This is a genomic window from Devosia psychrophila, from assembly GCF_000971275.1.
In the GTDB taxonomy this organism is placed as follows: domain Bacteria; phylum Pseudomonadota; class Alphaproteobacteria; order Rhizobiales; family Devosiaceae; genus Devosia; species Devosia psychrophila.
Genome location: NZ_LAPV01000235.1, coordinates 51,128 through 69,866 on the forward strand (window position 1 = coordinate 51,128; position 18,739 = coordinate 69,866).

Genomic DNA, 18,739 nt, shown 5'->3' on the forward strand with positions numbered 1-18,739 from the left:
ATTGGCACCCGCAATGACAACTATTCCTCGCCCGTGCTCTGGTCGGGAACTTCGTCTTCGGTCTTGGCTTCGGCTGGCTTCGCCTTGGCCGCAGCGCGCTCAGCGTTCTTCAGCTTCTTAAGCCGATCGCGTTCGCGTCGATCAAAATCATAGTTGGGCTGACGGGCCATGAATGCCTCTTTCTGTAAAGAATAGTACCTGACCCTTCCGAGACCAAAACACAAGCCGCGCGTGTGATTGTGAGTGGGGGCTAATCCCGTGCCAGCACGATCAGCCGGTCGCCTGCTTGATAATCGACTGCAGCCGATTTCACCGGATTGACCACGATGCCGTTGGCTTTGGCTTTGGGACGCGGGCGGTGATAGCCGATGGCGACTTCGCCGCGTTCGCGGGCGGCCTGGGTGACGGTGTAGAAATTGACCGCCTGCCCCAGCGCTACGTAATCCCCGGCGGGGCGCATGTAGATTTCGGAGCCTTCCTCGTCGAGCAGGTCGTCGAAGATGGCGCCAAGCCTGTCGTTTTCCGAGGCTTGCGCCAGCATCAGGCTGACCAGTTTGTTGGACACCACGAAATCATCGGCGCGAGTCACTTCGGCAAGTTCGCGATTGCGCACGTCGACCATTTCGGAAACCACGTTGATATGCACGCCAGCGGTATCGGCGATCTTGCGCAGGTGCAGCAGGGTCACCAGCGTGCTGGTGTCGGTCGGCTGCGGCGCCAGCAGATCGGAATAACCCAGCACCAAAACGTGGTCGTAGGTCGCGATGTCGAGGCCATCGAGCGCGGCACGGCTGGTGGTATCGATGCGGCCGTATTCAACCGCGAGGTTACCGCTTGCCACCGAAATTGCTGCCACCGCCTCGTCGAGGTCAGGCGTATCGGCGGCGATGGTCAGCACTGAGCCTTCCACGACATAGCGGCTGAGTTCGTGCACGATGATCGGGGCACGGCGGTTCCAACCCAGCAGCAGCACGCGTTCGGGCTGTTCGGCATGGGGAACGGCATGGCGGATGGCGACGGGGTCTACGCTGATGGCCGCGGTGGCAATGGCGATGGCCGCGTCGTCTTCGGCGATGATGATGGCGCGGGCGCCAGCCGGGATCAGGCTATCCATCGGCGGATTGAGCTGCACCAGGCCGTCAGGGCTCACCAGCCCGATTAGCGTCGAGGCTTCATAGGCCATCAGTGCGTCGCCGAAGCTGTTGCCGGTCAGCCCCGGTTGCTCAATCGTATAAATCTCGCAGCCATCGAAATCGAGCAGTTCGGAATAGACCGCAGACAAGCCCGACTGGCGGCTGGAATGGGCTACGATGCGGGCGATGAGATCATCGGCCAGCACCAGTTGCGCCTCGCTGCCGCCGACGACGCGGGCGACTTCGGCATTGGCATTGTCGCGGATTTCGGCGGCGATGCGATAGCGCTTGGCCGCCCGGCGCGGGTCGTTGACCAGGGCAAGCAGCGTCTTGATCACCTGGCTGTCGGCGTCGAAGGCGTCCTCGCCCTCGGGCGATAGCACGATGATGGACCGGGCCTGCTGCGGCGAGACGATCGCCAGGTCGTGGATATCGGTGGGCGCGCCGTGGCGGCAGATGACGCGGGTGCGGCCGAGGTTCGGCACCTTGGCGGCGATCTCGTCTTCCATTTCGACCTTGTCACGCTCGGCCATGATGACGATGCGCGGTTTCTTGCGGCTGCGATTGGCCACCGCGAGTTCGGAGATGACGTCAAAGATCGACGGGCTCCAGTTGAGGATCACGGTATGGTCCTGCTCCAGTACGGTGCTGCGGCCCTTGCGCAGCTGGTCGAGTTTGCCCTCGATGCCTGAGGACAGCACGCCGATCAGGGTCGAGAAAATGAAAATACCGGCAATGGTGACCAGTAGGCCTATGGCGCGGAAACCCCAGCCGGTGTCGCCCCCCACGGTGCCGGCATCCATCGAGCGCATCAGGCTTTCCCACATGGCTTCGGGAAAATCGACGGCCGGCTGCCCTTCGGGTGCCAGCTGGAACCCAGTCAACAAGACCGCTGCGATAACGATGACCACCAGTGACAGCAGGGCCAGCCAGCCAATCAGCGCAATCGGTCCGGCCGACATCGAGGTATCAAAGCCATAGCGCAGCCGAGCTGCCACTGAATTGCGCCTGTCCATTTAAAATCCCCCGTGCGCCCATGCGGCACCGCCCGGAAACTCTTAGCCTAGCCCCCGGCCATGACAATTGCCAATCGCCGCCTTGCACAGGCTCCGTCATGCAATTGCCATCAGTCTGCCTTTTTTGGCGCCTATCGCGCCATGCGGTGAAATGCGCTAGAGTAGTGACATGGCTCAGACAAATACGTTTTTCGGCAATGCCCGGCTCCTTGGCGCACTGACAGTTGTGGCGCTTGCGGTCTCGGGGTGCTCGATGAGCGGGTTTAAGCCGGCGCCGGGTGGCGGCGCAACAGCGGCACTCGCCACCTTCGCAGCCCCATCGACACCCGCCGGTCATGTGCCGGCCGCGGCGGCCGTTCCTGCCGCACCCAGCGCATTGGGCTATGCCGATAGCTCGCTCGATCCGCTGATCGCCCATTATGCCCAGCAATATGATGTGCCCGAAGCCCTGGTACGCCGCATCATCGTACGCGAGAGCGGCTATAATCCGGCGGCACGCAACGGGCCTTATTATGGCTTGATGCAGATCAGCCACGCCACCGCCACCGGCATGGGCTATCGCGGTTCGCCGTCTGGCCTGCTCGATGCCGAGACCAACCTTCGCTATGCCGTGCGCTATCTTGCCGGCGCCTATGTGACCGCCCGCCGCAATCCCGACCAGGCGGTTCGCTTCTATGCCCGAGGCTTCTACTACGACGCCAAGCGGGCCGGCCTGCTGAAAGAAGCGGGTCTGCGTTGAGCCGCCCGGGCCAGGCCTAGCAGCAACAGTATCCGATCAGACGGCCTGCTTGCTGGCCTTGCCGGATTTGCTGACCAATAGCTGATTGAGCCGCATCTTGTCGGCGTCTACCACTTCGAACACGAAGCCTGCCGCTTCGACCTTGTCGCCCCTGCGGGCCGCGCGACGCATGCGGTGCACGATGAAACCGCCGATGGTTTCATAGGCTGCCTCGGCTTCCAGATGGCGAATGCCCAGCGCCCGCATCACATCGACAAACGGCGCCATGCCATCGATCAGCCAGCTGTTATCGTCGCGTTTGAGAATGGCCTGCTCCTCGAAGGGATTGGCCAAGCCCTGCATCAGTGCGCCCATCAAGTCCTTGAAGGTCACGACGCCGACGACCAGCGCATACTCGCTGACCACCACCGCAAAACCGGTGCTCTGCGCCTGGAATTCCGCCAGCACTTCCCAGACGTTGAGCGTGTCCGGCACCGACAGCACATCCCGTTTCGCCTTGGCGAAATCGACCTCGGCCGGCCGGTCGATGGCGGTGGCCAGCACGTCCTCGGCGCGCACGCAGCCGATCACTGAATCGATGCCGCCGTCGCAGATCGGATAGTGCGAGAACGGGCGGCGACGAACCTTGTCTTCCTGCACGTCATGCGGGTCGGAAATATCGAGATAGACGATGTCGTCGCGGATCGTCATCACCGAGGTGACACTGCGCAGTTCCAGCGCCAACACGTTCTCGATAAGTCGATGCTCGTTCTTCATCAGCACGCCGGAAGCGGCGCCACCGGCCAGGATCATGCGAAAATCTTCGGCCGTCACCGCGTCGCCCGGCACCTTGGGTTCAAGCTGCAATAGCCCGATCAGCCCGTCGGACATTCGGCTGAACAGCCAGACCAGGGGCTTGAGCAGTTTCACCGCCAATTCGGGAAACCACACGACGCCCAAGGCGACGTCCTCGGGCACCAGCATGGCGATGCGCTTTGGCGTCAGGTCGGCAAACAGCACGAAGGCGCTGGTCACCAGCACGAAGGCCAGCACCGAGCCGGCAATGCGTGCCGCGCCCGGCTCGACGCCGAGGGCCAACAGCCCGCCGCCAAATACCGGACCCAGCGTATCTTCGCCCAGCGTACCGGCGAGGATCGAAACGGCATTGGTGGCAATCTGCAGCGCGGTGATGACCTCGCCAGACTTGGCCCGCAGCGCCATGAAGCGCAGCGCCTTCTTGTTGCCGGCCTCGGCTAGCGAGCGGATGCGCAATTCCCGCGCCGCCGCAAAGGCGATTTCCGACAGGGCGATGATTATGCTGATCCCGATCAGCAGAAGAAGCAGCGTTACGCCGACAAGGAGATCCATCAGAACGGGCAATCAGTTGACGCGGGAGCGGCCTGTCTAGCACAGACGGCGTCGGACTAGAACCGCCCGAGATTTTGGCAGATCAGCTCGGCACTTCTACTCGTGCCACCAGCAGCCGTGATACCTGCGTCGCCAGTTCGGACTGCTGGTAGGGCTTGGCAAGGCGTGGCAGGTCGGTAGTCGTGCCGGAGGGCAGGTCGGCATACCCGGTGGCCAGCAATATGGGCAGGCCGGGACGCATCGCGCGCGCCCGGTCCGCCAGTTCCACGCCGGTCATGCCGGGCATGGCATAGTCGGTGATCAGGGCGTCGATTTGGCGGCCGCTGGCCAATATTTCCAGCGCCTGCTTGCCCGAATAGGCTTCGATCGCGGTATGGCCAAGATCTTCGATCATGTCGACGGTGTTCATGTTGATGAGCGCGTCGTCATCGACCACGAGGATTGTGGAGGCCACCGGGGTGGCGATCGTTTCAGCAGCCATTTCTACGACCTCCTTGACCGGTGCAGACGATACCGGCAACCATAATTCTGCCGTCGTACCCCGTCCTGCTTCGCTGTGGAGCCGCAAGGCACCACCCAATTGCACAGCCAGGCCGTGCACCATGGACAGGCCGAGGCCCGTGCCTTTGCCAAGCTCCTTAGTGGAGAAAAATGGCTCAATTGCGCTCTTGAGCGTAGCGGCATCCATGCCGGTTCCAGTGTCGCTGACCGAGAGCCGAAGATAGCGTCCCGGCAACTCGGCATCCTCGTCGCACTGGTCCAGCGAAATTGTCAATTGGCCGCCTTCAGGCATGGCGTCGCGTGCATTCACGGCAAGGTTCAGGATGGCCAGTTCGAGCTGGTTGGTATCGACCTTGGCCGGCGGCAGATCGGGCGTCACCGCGTATTCCACGGTGATCAGCGGCCCAATCGAGCGCTCCATCAGGCTCCGCACGCCATCGAGCAGATTGTTAAGATCGGTCGGCTCCGGCTTGAGGTCCTGCTTGCGGGCGAAGGCCAGCAGCCGCGAGGTCAGTGAAGCGCCGCGCTGGGCGCCCTTGAGCGCGCCATCGATGAAGCGCTGGATTTGCGGATCATCCGGCAGGCGCTTGCGAAGCAGTTCCAGATTCCCTTGGATGGCCGCCAGCAGGTTGTTGAAGTCATGCGCCACGCCGCCGGTCAACTGGCCGATGGTTTCCATTTTCTGAGCCTGGCGCAACTGTTCTTCGGCACGGCGGCGCTCGGTCATTTCACGGAAGAAGGCAGCCCCACCCACGATATGGCCATCGCCGCCCCGCAGCGGCGCGTGCTGACTTTCCAGCACGACATTAGCGCCCGTGGTGGTGGTCAGCTCAATTTCTTCGATCGGCCCGGACACACCGGCCAGGGCATCACGCAAGCGGTGTTCGATCGTCTCCCGCTGCCCGTCGCCGATCACCTGTGCCAGGGAGCGACCGAGGACAGCGGGCGCCGGCAGGCCGAACATGCGTTCCATCACCGGATTCCAGATGGTCACCCGCAAATCGGTGTCATAGGCGACAATTCCCGCCGGCACGCTGGTGAGCAATAGACCCGATAGCGCCCGTTCGCCTCGCAAAGCCTGCTGCGTGCGCTCGCGCTCGGCGGCCACGGCCGCCATCAGCCTTTCACGCTCGGCTTCAGCGGCCCTACGGTCCGTAATGTCTGACATCACCCCGACCAGAGTCCGCGGACGCCCGTCGCGGTCGTTGAGGATGCGCGCCCGCGCATCGATCCAGTGTTCGGTGGCATCGGGCCAACGGACCTGGAATTCCAGAACCAGATCGGCGCCGGCCATGCCGTCGTCGAAGGCGCGCTGCACCCGGCGCTGGTCGGTCAATGCCACCGCCTCGATCAAGTCGGCGAACACAAAGGATGCTTTTGGCTCGCTGCCGAAACAGGCCTTGAACTGGTCGGACCCTGTCAGGCCCATCTCGACGACATCAAGCTCCCATGAGCCCATGCGCCCGGCAAGCAGGGCCGTCTGCAAGCGCTGCTCGGCCTCGCGCGACTCTTCGATATAGCGCCGAGACTGATATTGCCTGCGGCGGCCGCGTAATGCGGTTTCCACCGCATTGATCAAGGCGGTCGGATGGAATGGTCGTTCAAGTACGGTCACATTGCCCAGCGTGGCCTGCAACTGTGCCAGGATCGGCATAGCCTCGGGCTTGCCGGCCCGCTGGCTCAGAATGACGATCGGAAAATCGGACCATGTCGGCTGCTGTTCTATCCAGTGCCGGATCGGCGTGACATCGGTATACTGCAAAGCCTCGCCCGCTATCATGGCACAGCCAGCCCCCTCCTCCATCCCGGCCACAAGTTCACCTATTGACGCGCAGGTCGTGGCTGCCTTGTTGGCTTCTCCCAACAATTTGGCAGCAACCATGCCGTCGCGACCGCTTGGGGCGAGGATCAGTGCACGTTCCGAACTGATCACTCTACACGCTCGACGCTCGATGGACCGAAGCGCCCATCGGGACCGGTCCCCAACAGTGGATTACTGGATCCGGTATAGGTCGGAATCCCCCGCAGCACGCCCTGAAAATCCTCGAGCGGCTCACCAATGGAAAAACCTGTGCTGCCGATCCGATACTCGCGAATGGTATCTTCGTGGGGGCCGGTTCGCTTCTTGATGATCGAGATAGCCCGTCGTACGCGGCCTGCCGCCTCGAAATAGCGCAACAGAATTACGCTGTCTGCGAGATAGGTCATATCGACCGGCGACTTCGTCTCGCCAACCAGGCCGTGCTGAGCAACCGTTACAAACGTGCTGGCGCCCTGCCGGTTGAGATATTGCAGCAGTTCATGCATGTGCAGCAGCAACGAGTTTTCCTCCGGCATCGCTGCCTGATAGCCGTTGAGGCTGTCGATCACTACGGTCTTGACCTGCTGGGTGTCGACGCACTTGCGCACAAGATGGGCAAATTCTCCGGGTGACAGCTCTGCGGCATCGACCTGTTCGATGAACAGGTTGCCGCTGGCCGTAAGCTCTTCCAGATCGATACCCATGGACTTGGCGCGCTTGAACAGCAGCCCCAGTTCCTCGTCGAAGATGAACAGTGCGGCCTTTTCGCCGCGCTCGACAGCGGCCCTTGCGAAGTGCAACGTCAGAAGCGATTTGCCGGCGCCTGCCGGCCCCAGCACCAGCGCACTGGACCCAGCATCAAGCCCCCCACCCAGCAAATCGTCGAGCTCGCCGATGTTGCTGGTGAGCGGCGAGCGATCGAAGCTGGTCCGATGTTCGGCGGCAATCAGGCGCGGAAACACCTCGACGCCGCCATGTTTGATGGCAAAGTCGTGATAGCCACCGCGATAGGCCTGGCCGCGATACTTGGTGACGCGTAGTCGGCGGCGTTCAGCGCCGTAGGTTGGCGCCAGTTCATCGAGCCGGATCACCCCATGAGCCAGGGAATGCACCGTTTTGTCATTGGCGTCGCTGGTCAGATCATCCAGCATCAGCACGGTCGCGCCATTGCGGGAAAAATAATGCTTGAGCAGCAGGATTTGTCGGCGATATCTGAGCGAACTCTGCGCCAGCAGCCGGATTTCGGAGAGGCTGTCGAGCACGATGCGGTCCGGCTTTGCCCGCTCCACAGCCGCGAAAATGGTCTTGGTCGCTTCGCCCAACTCGAGATCGGAGGAATAGAGCAGCGTCTGCTCCTGGTCGCTGTCGAGCAGGCTTTCGGGTGGCGCCTGTTCGAAAATGTCGAACGTCTCGCCGATTTCCCAGCCATGCGACTTGGCGGTCAGGCGAAGTTCGTCGTCGGTTTCCGAGAGAGTGACATACAGTCCCTTCTCGCCGCGCTTGTGGCCTTCGACCAGAAATTGCAGCGCGATGGTGGTTTTTCCGGTGCCCGGGCTGCCCTCGAGCAAATAGAGATGGCCGCGGGTCAGGCCGCCTACAAGGACATCGTCGAGGCCCGCAACGCCAAGCGCTGCCTTGTCGCTTCTTGCAGATTGGGGCATGACGCTAGTCCGTTGAGATGTGATGCTGGGCAGTTTTAGCCCCGGTAATCGAGAACGTTGGCGCTCGCAAACAGTTCCACCACGCACAGCCCTTTTGACGTTGGACAAACTGCCTTAAAGTCGCGCGACGCTCCTCTACGGAATCGGTTTCATGCATCTGCTGCTTGTCGACGGCTCGGGCTATATTTTCCGCGCCTTTCACGCCCTTCCCCCGCTCAACCGCAAGTCCGATGGACTGCCGGTCGGCTGCGTGCAGGGTTTCTGCAACATGCTGTGGAAGCTGATGGAGGACCTCAAGGGAGACGACGAGCCCACCCACATGGCCGTCATCTTCGACGCCAAGGGCAAGACTTTTCGCGATGATTTCTATCCAGATTATAAAGCCCAGCGCCCGCCTGCGCCTGAAGAACTGGTGCCACAGTTTCCGCTGACCCGTTCCGCGACGCGCGCCTTCAACATCCCGTCCATCGAAATGGAGGGCTGGGAGGCCGACGACATCATCGCTACCTATGCCTGCAAGGCGCGCGATGCCGGCTACAAGGTCACCGTTGTGTCCTCCGACAAGGACCTGATGCAACTGGTCGAGCCCGATGGCTCGATCCGCCTGCTCGACACCATTCCGCGCCCCGGCCAGCCCCCGCTGCGCTGGATCGGCATGGATGAGGTGTTCAACAAGTTCGGCGTCACGCCCGACAAGGTGATCGACGTGCAGGCGCTGTGCGGCGACGCCGTCGACAACGTTCCCGGCGTGCCCGGCATCGGCATCAAGACCGCGGCCGAGCTGATCAATACCTATGGCGACCTTGAAACCCTGCTGTCGCGCGCCACCGAGATCAAACAGAACGCCCGCCGCGAAAAGCTGATCGCCAATGCCGAGCTCGCCCGTATCTCAAAGCGCCTGGTAACCCTGTCGCAGGACGTGCCGGTCGAGCTCGACCTCGACGCCCTCGCCCGCCAGCCGGTCGATCCGGGCAAGCTGTTCCCCTTCCTCAAGGCGATGGAATTTGCCACCATCACCAAGCGCCTCGCCGGCCTGTTGGGTGCCGACCCGGAAGCGTGGGAACCCGATCCCGAACTGGCGGTCAAACAATCGGGCCCGATCGGCTTCAACAACGAGGCCCGCGCCGATGCCCGCGCCGCCCGTGCCGTCGCCAGCGGCAAGGCCGAAGCGCCGCTGATCCTGCATGCCGCAGCCGAACACGCCCGCATCAAGGCCATCCCGTTCCGCCCCGACCACTACGAGATCATCCGCGACGCGGCCCACCTGCAGCGCTGGCTCGATGCCATCTACATGACCGGCTATGTCGCTACCGATACCGAAACCACAGGCCTCGACAACCAGACCGCCGATCTGGTCGGCATCTCCTTCTCCATCGCTCCCGGCACCGGCGCCTACCTGCCGCTGGGCCACACCACCGGCCAGGGCGATATCTTTGGCGGCGGCGCGGCCGAGGGCCAGATGGACAGCCGCGAAGCGCTCGGCATCCTCCGCCCGATGTTCGCCGACCGCTCCATCCTCAAGATCTTCCACAACGCCAAATACGATCTTGGCCTGCTCGCCCGCTACGATGTTGCGGTCAATTCCATCGATGACACGCTGCTGCTGAGCTATGCGCTGGATGGCCCGCAATATAACACCATGGGCGAGCTGGCCGATCATTGGCTCGGCGTGCCCGGCACCTCGATCAAGGAGCTGATCGGCACCGGCAAGACCCAGATTACCTTTGCCCAGGTCGACCTCGAAAAGGCCGCGCGCTACGCCGCCGAAGACAGCGACATGACCATCCGCCTCTGGCATGTCCTCAAGCCGCGCCTCGCCGCCGAAAACATGACCACGGTCTACGAAACGCTGGAGCGTCCGCTCGCCCCCGTGCTGGGCCGCATGGAGAGCCGTGGCATCAATGTCGACAGGCAAATCCTGGCGCGTCTCTCCGGCGATTTCGCGCAGCGCGCCGCGGCGCTCGAAGCCGAGGCCTATGAGCTGGCAGGCTCCAATTTCAACCTCGGCTCGCCCAAGCAGCTCGGCGAAATCCTGTTCGACCGCATGGGGCTGGAAGGCGGCACCAAGACCAAGACCGGCGCTTGGGCCACCGGCGCCGATGTGCTGGAAGACCTGGCGCTCAAGGGCATTCCACTCGCCCGCACCATTGTCGACTGGCGCCAGCTCAACAAGCTGATCGGTACCTATACCAATGCCCTGCCCGAATATATCAACCAGCGCACCGGCCGCGTCCACACGACGTACAGCCAGCATTCGGTACTCACCGGGCGCCTGTCGTCCAATGATCCGAACCTGCAGAACATCCCGGTCCGCACCGCCGATGGCCGCAAGATTCGCACCGCGTTCGTCGCCGCGCCGGGCAAAATCCTGATCTCGGCCGACTATTCCCAGATCGAGCTGCGCGTGCTGGCCCATATCGCCGATATCGGGGCGCTCAAGGACGCCTTCGAGGAAGGCCTCGACATTCACGCCATGACGGCCAGCGAAATGTTCGGCGTGCCGGTGGAAGGCATGCCCTCCGATGTGCGCCGCCGCGCCAAGGCGATCAATTTCGGCATCATCTACGGCATTTCCGCCTTCGGCCTCGCCAACCAGCTGGCCATTCCGCGCGGCGAAGCCGGCGACTACATCAAGACCTATTTCGAGCGCTTCCCCGGCATCAAGGACTATATGGAAGAGCAGCGCAAACGCGTCAAAGCCGACGGTTTCGTCACCACGATCTTCGGCCGCAAGATCAACTTCCCCAATGCCAACTCCAGCCACGCCGCCGAGCGGAGCTTTGTCGAGCGGGCTTCCATCAACGCCCCGATCCAGGGCTCCGCCGCCGACATCATCCGCCGCGCCATGATCCGCATGGAAGGCGAACTCAAACGCGCCAAAATTGACGCCGACATGCTGCTGCAAGTCCATGACGAACTGATCTTCGAAGTCCCCTTGGGCACCGAGGCCGAAGCCATGGTCGCCATCAAGCAGGTCATGGAAGGTGCCGCCGAACCCGCCGTGAGGTTGTCCGTCCCGATCCAGGTGGACGCCCATGCGGCCCACAACTGGGATGAAGCGCACTGAGGCGCCGAGCACTCAATCTGCACCTCCCCCTCGACGGGGGAGGCTGGGTGGGGGTGGGGTTTAGCCCGAATATTCGGCTAAGCGTCCCCCTCCCTGCCCCTCCCCGCAAGGGGGAGGGTGTCGACTTCGCAACCGGAGCCTCAATGACCGAAGAAATCCTCACCGGCGGCGGTCGCACCTCTGTCACCCGCATCGGCGACGTCGTCCACCGCCACACAGGACCATGGGCCAAAACCGTCCACGCCCTGCTGCGCCATCTCGAAAATGAAGGTTTTACCGGCGCACCCCGGGTGATCGGCACCGGCTTTGACGCAACCGGCCGCGAAACCCTGAGCTTCATGCACGGCGCCTCGCTACATCCCGGCCCCTGGCCCGACGACGCCATGTTCAACCTCGGCAGGCTGCTCGCCGATTTCCACCGCGCCAGCGCCAGTTTCACCCCACCCGAGGATGCCATCTGGCGCCCCTGGTTCGGCCGCACCCTCGGCGACGGACCGCGCATCATAGGCCATTGCGATCTCGGCGACTGGAACATCATCGCCCAAAACCACCAGCCCGTCGGCTTCATCGATTGGGAACAGGCCGGCCCGGTCGACCCCCTCGTCGAACTCGCCCAACTCTGCTGGTTCAACGCCCATCTGTTCGACGACGACCTGCAGGCCAGCATCGGCCTGCCACCCCTCGTCGCCCGCGCCAAGAAGTTGCGTTATATCGTCGATGGCTACGGCTTGGCCGCGAAAGACCGCGCAAGGCTCGTCCCCACCATGATCGAACTGGCCATAGCCGACGCGGCGAATGAAGCGGCGGAAGCCAACCTCACGCCCGATAGCACCGAGCCGGTCGAGGCACTTTGGGCCATGGCATGGCGGGCAAGGAGCGCGGCGTGGATGGGACGGAATAGGGGAGTGTTGGAGGCGGTGCTTATTTGATCCGGCCCGCAAAGCGCTCAATTGGGATGGGGTGCATTGACATTGCATCGGCTGCGATCAGAGTGCACTTAGTTTGACGAGAGGGCGTTATGAACTGGCTATTTGACGAACGCACCGAGTGTTACTCGGTCCAGACAACGCTGACTGTTGGCGAATACCTCGACCTGGTGGAAAGCGCATATCAATCCAAGGGGTCATTGTCGGGGCAACGCGATGCGCTGAAGACCACAACGGGCAAGCGAATTAGAGAACGAATGGTCAGCGACATCAGACGAGGGGCAGTGCTGCCTCCAGTGGTGATTGGTGTGGTTGTCGATGAAAAGACCTTTCAAAAGTACCCAGTAGCGGACGCCATCCTGATTGAGGAGATCCTGCCTGAGGATGTGAAGGGGAAGCTGTCTATCATTGATGGCATGCAGCGAACCACAGCCCTAATGGAAGCTGCCTCGGTGGACATCGGTGTCCGAGATCGCGCCATGCGGGTCGAATTTTGGCTTACGCGCAGCGTGCGTGCCATGGTGTACCGAATGCTTGTATTGAATACCGGGCAAGTTCCTTGGACTCTAGGGCGCCAGCTCTCAGTTGTGTACGCGCCGTTGCTGGCAGAAATTACTGATCGTGTGCCAGAGCTAAATAGAGTCTTCACACCGGACAAAGGTGGTCGGCGCGTGACTGCCGGAGAGTTCGGGAGTGACGCAATCGTGGAGTTGTACATTGCGTTTAATTTGCGGAAGGTCACCGTCGATACCAAAGAGTCCCTGTCGGATGAATTTTCTCGGCTGGACTTCGTGGAGAACGTCTCAGACGACCGATTTCAAGGACAGTTCTATTCTGTAATGAGTGTCCTTGTTCAGCTAGACAAGGCGTTCTCTAAGTACGACTCAGGTGCGCCAGTACGTTTTGGAAAGGGCCGTAACATTTTTGACGGTCAGCCTGCGCGTATCGGCCTTGTTGTCGCCATTGCTCAGTATGTTTTGGGTCGCCCCGGTGCAGATCGACAGTCTGGCGAGCGGGCTACTCGGATGGACGAGATAGTGACCAATGCCGGCGCGATGTGTACCCGCGTTGGCAAACTGAATGTGGAAGAACTTGGAGACTTTCTACGCTTGGAAGTGCTCACCGAAACGCTTGATCGACGCGTAGGTCAAGTTGGCCGGTATGAACGAAACATGTTCTTCGAAGCCTTCAATGTATTGGTCTCTGAGGGATTTGAGGTTCCGTCGATGGAGCCCTGCTGGCGAGCAAACTGATGACCCGGCACATGGTTGGTGCCAATTCCGCAGTGTTTTGTACAATCGACGAACACTGCAGGCTGGCGGGGCAGCCACTCGACAACGCCGGAAAGCCCCGGTGGATTGCGACCTCACACGAGGATCGCGATTTCTTTATGCACGCTCAATTTCTCGAAGTGATCTCATTTTCTGCAAGGAGAAAGGCCGCTTGGGTTGTCCACGCGGAGCGTTACTACTTAATTTCGGTTGGCTTCAGTTTCGACGGCGACCCTGAAGGTTTGACAGAATTAGAGCTGCTCGGAGGGCACCTAACGACAGTGTTAGCGGAGCTTACACCAGCCCCGACAGCTGATGCCCTCCAGATCAAGAACATTATCGAGGCAAGCGACAAAAACTCTGATTCAGATTACCAAGGCCACGATAGCAGTCTAGTTGAAATACTATTTCCAACGATTAGATTATTTAACGCTGCAGGCAGCACTCCCCCTTGGAATATTTTCTTTAGAATTGCCCTAATGGAATGCAGATGGACAGGACATTGGCTCGATAAAGAACTGCTGACGCTTCTAAATATTATTGCCGACCTTGATCAAACGCGAATACCATACCGCGTTCTTTGCAGGTCAATTTTTGACGTGGATCCATCAAGTTTTTTCCTTGCGCTATATAGATGTCTTGAGGCGCTCTTTGCCTATTCAAGCGCTAGAGATGTGGTCGTGGCGATGAAGGTCGGTCACGATTGGTCTGAAGTTGCATCAATCCTTGAGGACAAGCTTGGTTGGTTTCCGCATGAAGACCGAAGCTTGGAACGGCTTTTGAAATCCACGGTCGCTCCAGAGCTCCGAAGAATTTCCCTGGCCATCGACCCAAAGAGTCCGATACCTGAGGCGAGCGACATCGTTGCTCTCGCTGCCCGTCGAATATATAAGTTGCGAAACTCCATCGTACACTACCGTCCATCTCAATATGACCATGACCTTCAAAAGTATGACTGGGTAGCGATATGTCGATGCATGGCGACGATCGTTCTTGATGTGTACTACGATGTATTTCCGTAACTGGCATGCCCGCATTATTATCTTTATTCGTTGCGGCTCAGGCATGAATCCTGCCAGTGGGCTCCGACATCAAGGATGGAGTGCCGCAGACTCGAAGGACGTCGGTATATTTAGCCCTACCGCATAGCCTCCGCCGCCATATGCAGCCGCTCCGCACTCACATGCGTCCACCGCGTAACGGCACTATCCTGCGCCGCCTTCCCCCGCACATAGGCCTCGATCCGCGCCTGCCCGATCTCGTCCAGCAGATGCCGGCAGGGCTTCCACATCTCCCAGTTGGGATTGACCATCCGCATGGTGAGCCGGTCGTTGACGATGTCGAAGTGGATGTTTGCCGAGCGGGCCAGGTCGATGAATTCGGCTACATAGGCGTCGGGCATGGTAGCGGTGATGGACATGGCGTTGCCTCGCATTTGATACAAAAGCAATGCATCGGGCGCGCTTCCGATCCCTCGATCCGCTGGCATGGTTAACCGCTGGTTAAGGGGCGCAGCAGGCGTCGCGCCGTGGCAAAAAGTTAAATCCGTCGAATTTATCCCCCTCCCGGCGGAATGGCCGCATACTCTGCCTATCTCTCCGGGACGCGGGTGGTACTGCAGCGACCAGTAGCCGGAGAGACCGCCGGGGGGATGGGGGTCGCGCCTCGTCCCGGGCTGCGCAGACGGAGCATTCGGGCGGGCGCTACGGCAAACGCTGGGGCTACGATCTGCCTTCCGACAAAGTCCCGGCGTCCCGAGACGGTTTCGCCTCACTATTATTACAATTCCAAGAGACGGGACCGTCTCGGGACGCCACTCGTTCATAACCGCCGAGGCAGGGGGTGCCTTGGCTTGTCCGCATGGAGCCGGCCAAAATCGCAGCCGCAGGCAAGGCACAGCCGTTGCGCGACGTCTCTGGCAACAAGGAGGATCAGGCGACGCTGCAGCTATTGGCGCGTGATGCTGACCAGCCGCCCCTCGCCACCGGGCGGAATTTCCAGCGCAATGGTCAGCGTTGCGTCCGCGACGATCTCGGGCGAACGCTCGGCCCATTCGACCAATACGATCGCAGCGGGATTATCCAGCAGGCCCAGCTCATCGACCTCGCGCGGATCGCCCAGCCGATACAGATCGGCATGCAGCACCGGGCCCTTGGGCGTGTCATAGGGCTGCACCAGCGCAAAGGTCGGCGACGGCACCTCGAGCTCTGGATCATTGGCCAAGGCCCGGATGATGGCCCGGGCCAAAGCGGTTTTCCCCGCCCCCAGATCGCCCTGCAAGATCACCAGATCGCCCGGCGACAATTCCGCCGCCAGTTCGGCCCCAAGGGCCGCGGTGGCGTCATCGTCGGGCAGCAGGCGCTCCATTATTCGGCGACACCGGCCATGGCGCTGTCGCGCGGCAGGTTGACGACGATGCGTGAGCCGCGTGGCTCGCGCTTTTCGGCGATGATGGTGCCGCCATGCAGGTTGACGAAGGTCTTGACGATGGCAAGGCCGAGGCCCGCCCCGCGCTGGCGGCCGGAGGGCGTGTCGATACGGGTCTGGATGGCGGCGCGCATTTCGTCGGTGATGCCGGGGCCTTCGTCTTCGATGATGAACAGCATGCGTTCGGCGCGATGGCTGACCGAAAGGCGGATTTCGCCACCGGGCGGCGAGAAACGGGCGGCATTGGACAGCAGGTTATACAGCACCTGCACAATGCGCGTACCATCGGCGATGAAGGGCGGCATGCCGTCCTCGATGTCGACCACGAGGTTGATCGGCTTTTCGCCTGAAATCTCCGGGAAGGTCGCCGAAAGACCCGCCTTGGCCTTGTCGACCAGCGTGAAGACGTCGAGCAATTCGGGGCGTAGCTCGGCGATGCCGGCGTCGACCGAGGCGAGATCGAGGATATTATCGATCAGCACGCCCAGCGTCACCGATGAAGCGCGGATATAGTCGATATAGGAGCGCTGCCGTTCGTTGAGCGAGCCGCCTTCGGTGCCGGCCAGCAGGTCTGAAAAGCCGATGATATTGGTCAGGGGCGAGCGCAGTTCATAGGAGACATTCTCGACGAACGCGTCCTTGAGCAAGTCGGCCGCCACCAGCGCGTCGTTGCGCTCCTTGAGCACCTTGGAATAGCTGGCGCTCTCGGTCACATCGAGGAAGGTCATCATGGTCTGCCCATCGGGCAGCCGCGTGATGGCATAATCGAGCAGGCGCCCGTCCGAGCGGTTCAGCCGCCCGGTCTGGTCCGAGCGGGTCGGGTTGAGATCGATTATCCCCCGCTTGAGGTTCCGCCATATACTGGCGCCATCCTCGGGAATAGCGCGGCCCGAGGCCTCGGCGATTTCGTCGATATGGGGATTGCGGCCCAGTTCGTTGGTCGGCAGCTTCCACAGCTGCGACAGCCGTGGATTGGATAGCGTCAGCCGGCCATTGGTGCCGAACACCGCAACGGCCTCGGACAGCGCGTTGATGGTTTCGCGCTGCACATTGGAGAAAGCCTTGTTGGTGCTCTCGAGCTTGAGGCGCTCGGTGATGTCTTCGAAGACATAGATCACGCCGCCCTGGGCGCCGGCCGGGGCCGAGACAACCTTGATGCTGCGGCCATCGGGCAGGTGCCAAGGATCGTTTTCGTGCGGCGCCTTGCGGGTATAGGACTCAAGATGTTTTGTGCGCCAGGTTTGATAGTCGACCTGGTTGGGCAGCATGCCCTCGGTGCGCAGCTTGTCGAGAATGGCGCGCTCGTCGAGGCCGGGCACGAGGAAGGTTCGGCTCAGGCCCCACAGCGTCGCATAGGCTTCGTTAAACTGCACCAGCTCGCGCTTGGCGTTGAAGATGGCGATGGGCGTGGTCAGCGCGCCGATGATACCGCCGACATGGGCGAGGCCGGTAGCGGCCGGACGTGTGGTTTCGTCTTCCACCGGGCGCAGGTAGCCGGCGCGGCCGCCGTTGATGGGAAATTCAACCAGCTCATAGGCACCCTGGCCGGGCCAGGCCAAGGCGGTGGTGCCGGGCTGATTGCCCGCAGCGCAGTCCAGCAGATGTCGCTTGAGCTGCGGCGTATCGAGCAGTTCTGGCGGCGCGCCTTCGCTGCCATTTTTGCCGACAGCCTTGGCCAGCTGCAGATAGGCGGCGTTGGCATAAACTAGCCGTTCGGCCTTGTCGCGGGCAAAGGCCGGCTGGGTAAGGGCAGCGAGCACGGCGCGCACGCTCCCGACATCGCCGGTTGCCGCGGCGGCCACCAGGGTCGGCTCGGAGCCGGGCTGCAGGAAGGCGGGACGCAGGCGCATCGCCGCGCCGCCTCCCAGCACCCAGCCATTGGCACGGATCAGGCGGCCATCCAGGGTGGTGAGGCTGACGGCAAAGGCATGGCCATGCACGCGCAGGTCTTCCAAGAGGCGCGCCAGCCGCTCGGCGTCATTGGCATTGAGCCAGGACGTGAAGCTCAGCACGCTTTCGGGATGACGGCCAATCGGCAACACGGCAGCGGACTGGCCGAGCAGCTTGGGCGCGCCATCGGTATTTTCGGTCCACAGCACGGTGACTTCGCGAGAGCCCGACAGCAGGGCTTCATATTCATCGACCAGGGCACGCAACCCGGCAATCTGCTCGCCGGCTCTGCGGCGGGCGGCCTTGCCATCGACCAGCATGGTGCGCACCACGCCCATGGCCAGCAGCGCAAAGGCACCGGCGCCGACTGCAACGGCCAACGGGGCCGAGCCGGCGAAGCTTGCCGAAGTCACACCCTGTGCAACGGCGGGAGCCGCCGTCATCAGGGTAAGAGGGGATGCAGCAAGTACCGCGAATCCCCAATGCTTCCGGAAGTGATCCGGCGCCATGCGCTGCCCTCTAGGTCAAAAATCTGGTTGCCAGCCCGGTTCCCCAAAGAACCGATACGCGGTGCACGAACAGAAGTGGCTGAACGCGGAGTCCGCTGGGAATCCTGCCATCTCCGAAACAGTTGCGCGTCCCCTGACAACCGAATCACCCTGACCATAGCGGCACGGTGAATCAGCTAAAAGAGTCTTAATGGATGTGCATTACGGGCAAAGGTCGGATATCGGGGATTGACCGAGAACGAAGCAGAAACGTCGTTGAATCGCAGAGACCCGAGAGGACTCGGCCTCTGCGGCTCCGATCACCCCACCCTCGGTCCCTCCCCATTGTATGTTTGCTTTGAGGCTGTGATTGACGATGATCGGCCTTGGGGCATCGTGTTTTGCGATGCTCCGGGTCAGATAGCGTGTGTCCCCTTAGAGCCAAGCGAGCTCGTCCCTGAGCAGACGCGTC

13 protein-coding genes are annotated in these 18,739 nt (G+C 61.7%); 5 read left to right on the top strand and 8 right to left on the bottom strand.

From position 1 onward, the window contains the following. Positions 1 to 20 precede the first annotated feature (20 nt). Together WH91_RS25045 and WH91_RS21600 are read right to left on the bottom strand one after the other, a co-directional pair. Complete coding sequence (locus WH91_RS25045; protein ID WP_171910586.1) at positions 21 to 170, bottom strand: hypothetical protein; 150 nt, start codon at positions 168 to 170, stop codon at positions 21 to 23. 80 nt (positions 171 to 250) lie between these two features. Next, the gene (locus WH91_RS21600; protein ID WP_046173070.1) at positions 251 to 2,149 is read right to left on the bottom strand and encodes a CASTOR/POLLUX-related putative ion channel; all 1,899 of its coding nucleotides are present in this window, start codon (positions 2,147 to 2,149) and stop codon (positions 251 to 253) included. Positions 2,150 to 2,318: 169 nt separating this feature from the next. Here WH91_RS21600 and WH91_RS26290 point away from each other — a divergent pair, with 169 nt between their 5' ends. Next, positions 2,319 to 2,888: a lytic transglycosylase domain-containing protein gene (locus WH91_RS26290; protein WP_046173071.1), complete on the top strand. Its 570-nt coding sequence runs from the start codon at positions 2,319 to 2,321 to the stop codon at positions 2,886 to 2,888. Between the two features lie 36 nt (positions 2,889 to 2,924). On the opposite strand, the gene WH91_RS21610 is transcribed toward WH91_RS26290, so the two are convergent. From WH91_RS21610 to WH91_RS21620, 3 genes are all read right to left on the bottom strand, one after another. Next, positions 2,925 to 4,235 carry a hemolysin family protein gene (locus WH91_RS21610; protein ID WP_046173072.1) on the bottom strand — a complete coding sequence of 437 codons (1,311 nt, stop codon included), beginning with the start codon at positions 4,233 to 4,235 and terminating at the stop codon, positions 2,925 to 2,927. 82 nt (positions 4,236 to 4,317) lie between these two features. After that, entirely contained in the window at positions 4,318 to 6,669 is a 2,352-nt protein-coding gene (locus tag WH91_RS21615; RefSeq protein WP_046173073.1) for a hybrid sensor histidine kinase/response regulator, read from the bottom strand. Further along, positions 6,666 to 8,198, bottom strand: a complete 1,533-nt coding sequence (locus WH91_RS21620) for an ATPase domain-containing protein (RefSeq protein ID WP_046173074.1) — start codon at positions 8,196 to 8,198, stop codon at positions 6,666 to 6,668. The genes WH91_RS21615 and WH91_RS21620 overlap by 4 nt, the downstream gene beginning before the upstream one ends. A gap of 151 nt (positions 8,199 to 8,349) precedes the next feature. Between WH91_RS21620 and polA the strand changes: the two genes are divergently transcribed. From polA to WH91_RS21640, 4 genes are all read left to right on the top strand, one after another. Beyond that, the gene (gene polA, locus WH91_RS21625) at positions 8,350 to 11,265 is read left to right on the top strand and encodes a DNA polymerase I (protein WP_046173075.1); all 2,916 of its coding nucleotides are present in this window, start codon (positions 8,350 to 8,352) and stop codon (positions 11,263 to 11,265) included. Positions 11,266 to 11,408: 143 nt separating this feature from the next. After that, positions 11,409 to 12,194 carry an aminoglycoside phosphotransferase family protein gene (locus tag WH91_RS21630; protein WP_046173076.1) on the top strand — a complete coding sequence of 262 codons (786 nt, stop codon included), beginning with the start codon at positions 11,409 to 11,411 and terminating at the stop codon, positions 12,192 to 12,194. Positions 12,195 to 12,283: 89 nt separating this feature from the next. Further along, entirely contained in the window at positions 12,284 to 13,444 is a 1,161-nt protein-coding gene (locus tag WH91_RS25050; RefSeq protein WP_046173077.1) for a hypothetical protein, read from the top strand. Further along, the gene (locus WH91_RS21640; RefSeq protein ID WP_046173078.1) at positions 13,444 to 14,484 is read left to right on the top strand and encodes a hypothetical protein; all 1,041 of its coding nucleotides are present in this window, start codon (positions 13,444 to 13,446) and stop codon (positions 14,482 to 14,484) included. Before WH91_RS25050 ends, WH91_RS21640 begins: the two co-directional genes overlap by 1 nt. Before the next feature lie 116 nt (positions 14,485 to 14,600). On the opposite strand, the gene WH91_RS21645 is transcribed toward WH91_RS21640, so the two are convergent. The 3 genes from WH91_RS21645 to WH91_RS21655 all read right to left on the bottom strand — a co-directional run bounded on the left by WH91_RS21645 (position 14,601) and on the right by WH91_RS21655 (position 18,288). Next, the gene (locus WH91_RS21645) at positions 14,601 to 14,882 is read right to left on the bottom strand and encodes a hypothetical protein (protein WP_143078213.1); all 282 of its coding nucleotides are present in this window, start codon (positions 14,880 to 14,882) and stop codon (positions 14,601 to 14,603) included. A 527-nt stretch (positions 14,883 to 15,409) separates the two neighbouring features. Then, positions 15,410 to 15,829, bottom strand: a complete 420-nt coding sequence (gene tsaE, locus WH91_RS21650) for a tRNA (adenosine(37)-N6)-threonylcarbamoyltransferase complex ATPase subunit type 1 TsaE (RefSeq protein WP_046173080.1) — start codon at positions 15,827 to 15,829, stop codon at positions 15,410 to 15,412. Continuing rightward, on the bottom strand, positions 15,829 to 18,288 hold the full coding sequence (locus tag WH91_RS21655; RefSeq protein WP_082102318.1) for a sensor histidine kinase: 2,460 nt from the start codon (positions 18,286 to 18,288) through the stop codon (positions 15,829 to 15,831). The genes tsaE and WH91_RS21655 overlap by 1 nt, the downstream gene beginning before the upstream one ends. Between the last annotated feature and the right edge of the window lie 451 nt (positions 18,289 to 18,739).

Bases quoted from the DNA above. Each gene is read 5' to 3' on its own strand.
- WH91_RS25045 (WP_171910586.1), bottom strand. From the start codon at position 170: ATGGCCCGTCAGCCCAACTATGATTTTGATCGACGCGAACGCGATCGG.
- WH91_RS21600 (WP_046173070.1), bottom strand. From the start codon at position 2,149: ATGGACAGGCGCAATTCAGTGGCAGCTCGGCTGCGCTATGGCTTTGAT.
- WH91_RS26290 (WP_046173071.1), top strand. From the start codon at position 2,319: ATGGCTCAGACAAATACGTTTTTCGGCAATGCCCGGCTCCTTGGCGCA.
- WH91_RS21610 (WP_046173072.1), bottom strand. From the start codon at position 4,235: ATGGATCTCCTTGTCGGCGTAACGCTGCTTCTTCTGCTGATCGGGATC.
- WH91_RS21620 (WP_046173074.1), bottom strand. From the start codon at position 8,198: ATGCCCCAATCTGCAAGAAGCGACAAGGCAGCGCTTGGCGTTGCGGGC.
- polA (WP_046173075.1), top strand. From the start codon at position 8,350: ATGCATCTGCTGCTTGTCGACGGCTCGGGCTATATTTTCCGCGCCTTT.
- WH91_RS21630 (WP_046173076.1), top strand. From the start codon at position 11,409: ATGACCGAAGAAATCCTCACCGGCGGCGGTCGCACCTCTGTCACCCGC.
- WH91_RS25050 (WP_046173077.1), top strand. From the start codon at position 12,284: ATGAACTGGCTATTTGACGAACGCACCGAGTGTTACTCGGTCCAGACA.
- WH91_RS21640 (WP_046173078.1), top strand. From the start codon at position 13,444: ATGACCCGGCACATGGTTGGTGCCAATTCCGCAGTGTTTTGTACAATC.
- WH91_RS21645 (WP_143078213.1), bottom strand. From the start codon at position 14,882: ATGTCCATCACCGCTACCATGCCCGACGCCTATGTAGCCGAATTCATC.
- tsaE (WP_046173080.1), bottom strand. From the start codon at position 15,829: ATGGAGCGCCTGCTGCCCGACGATGACGCCACCGCGGCCCTTGGGGCC.
- WH91_RS21655 (WP_082102318.1), bottom strand. From the start codon at position 18,288: ATGGCGCCGGATCACTTCCGGAAGCATTGGGGATTCGCGGTACTTGCT.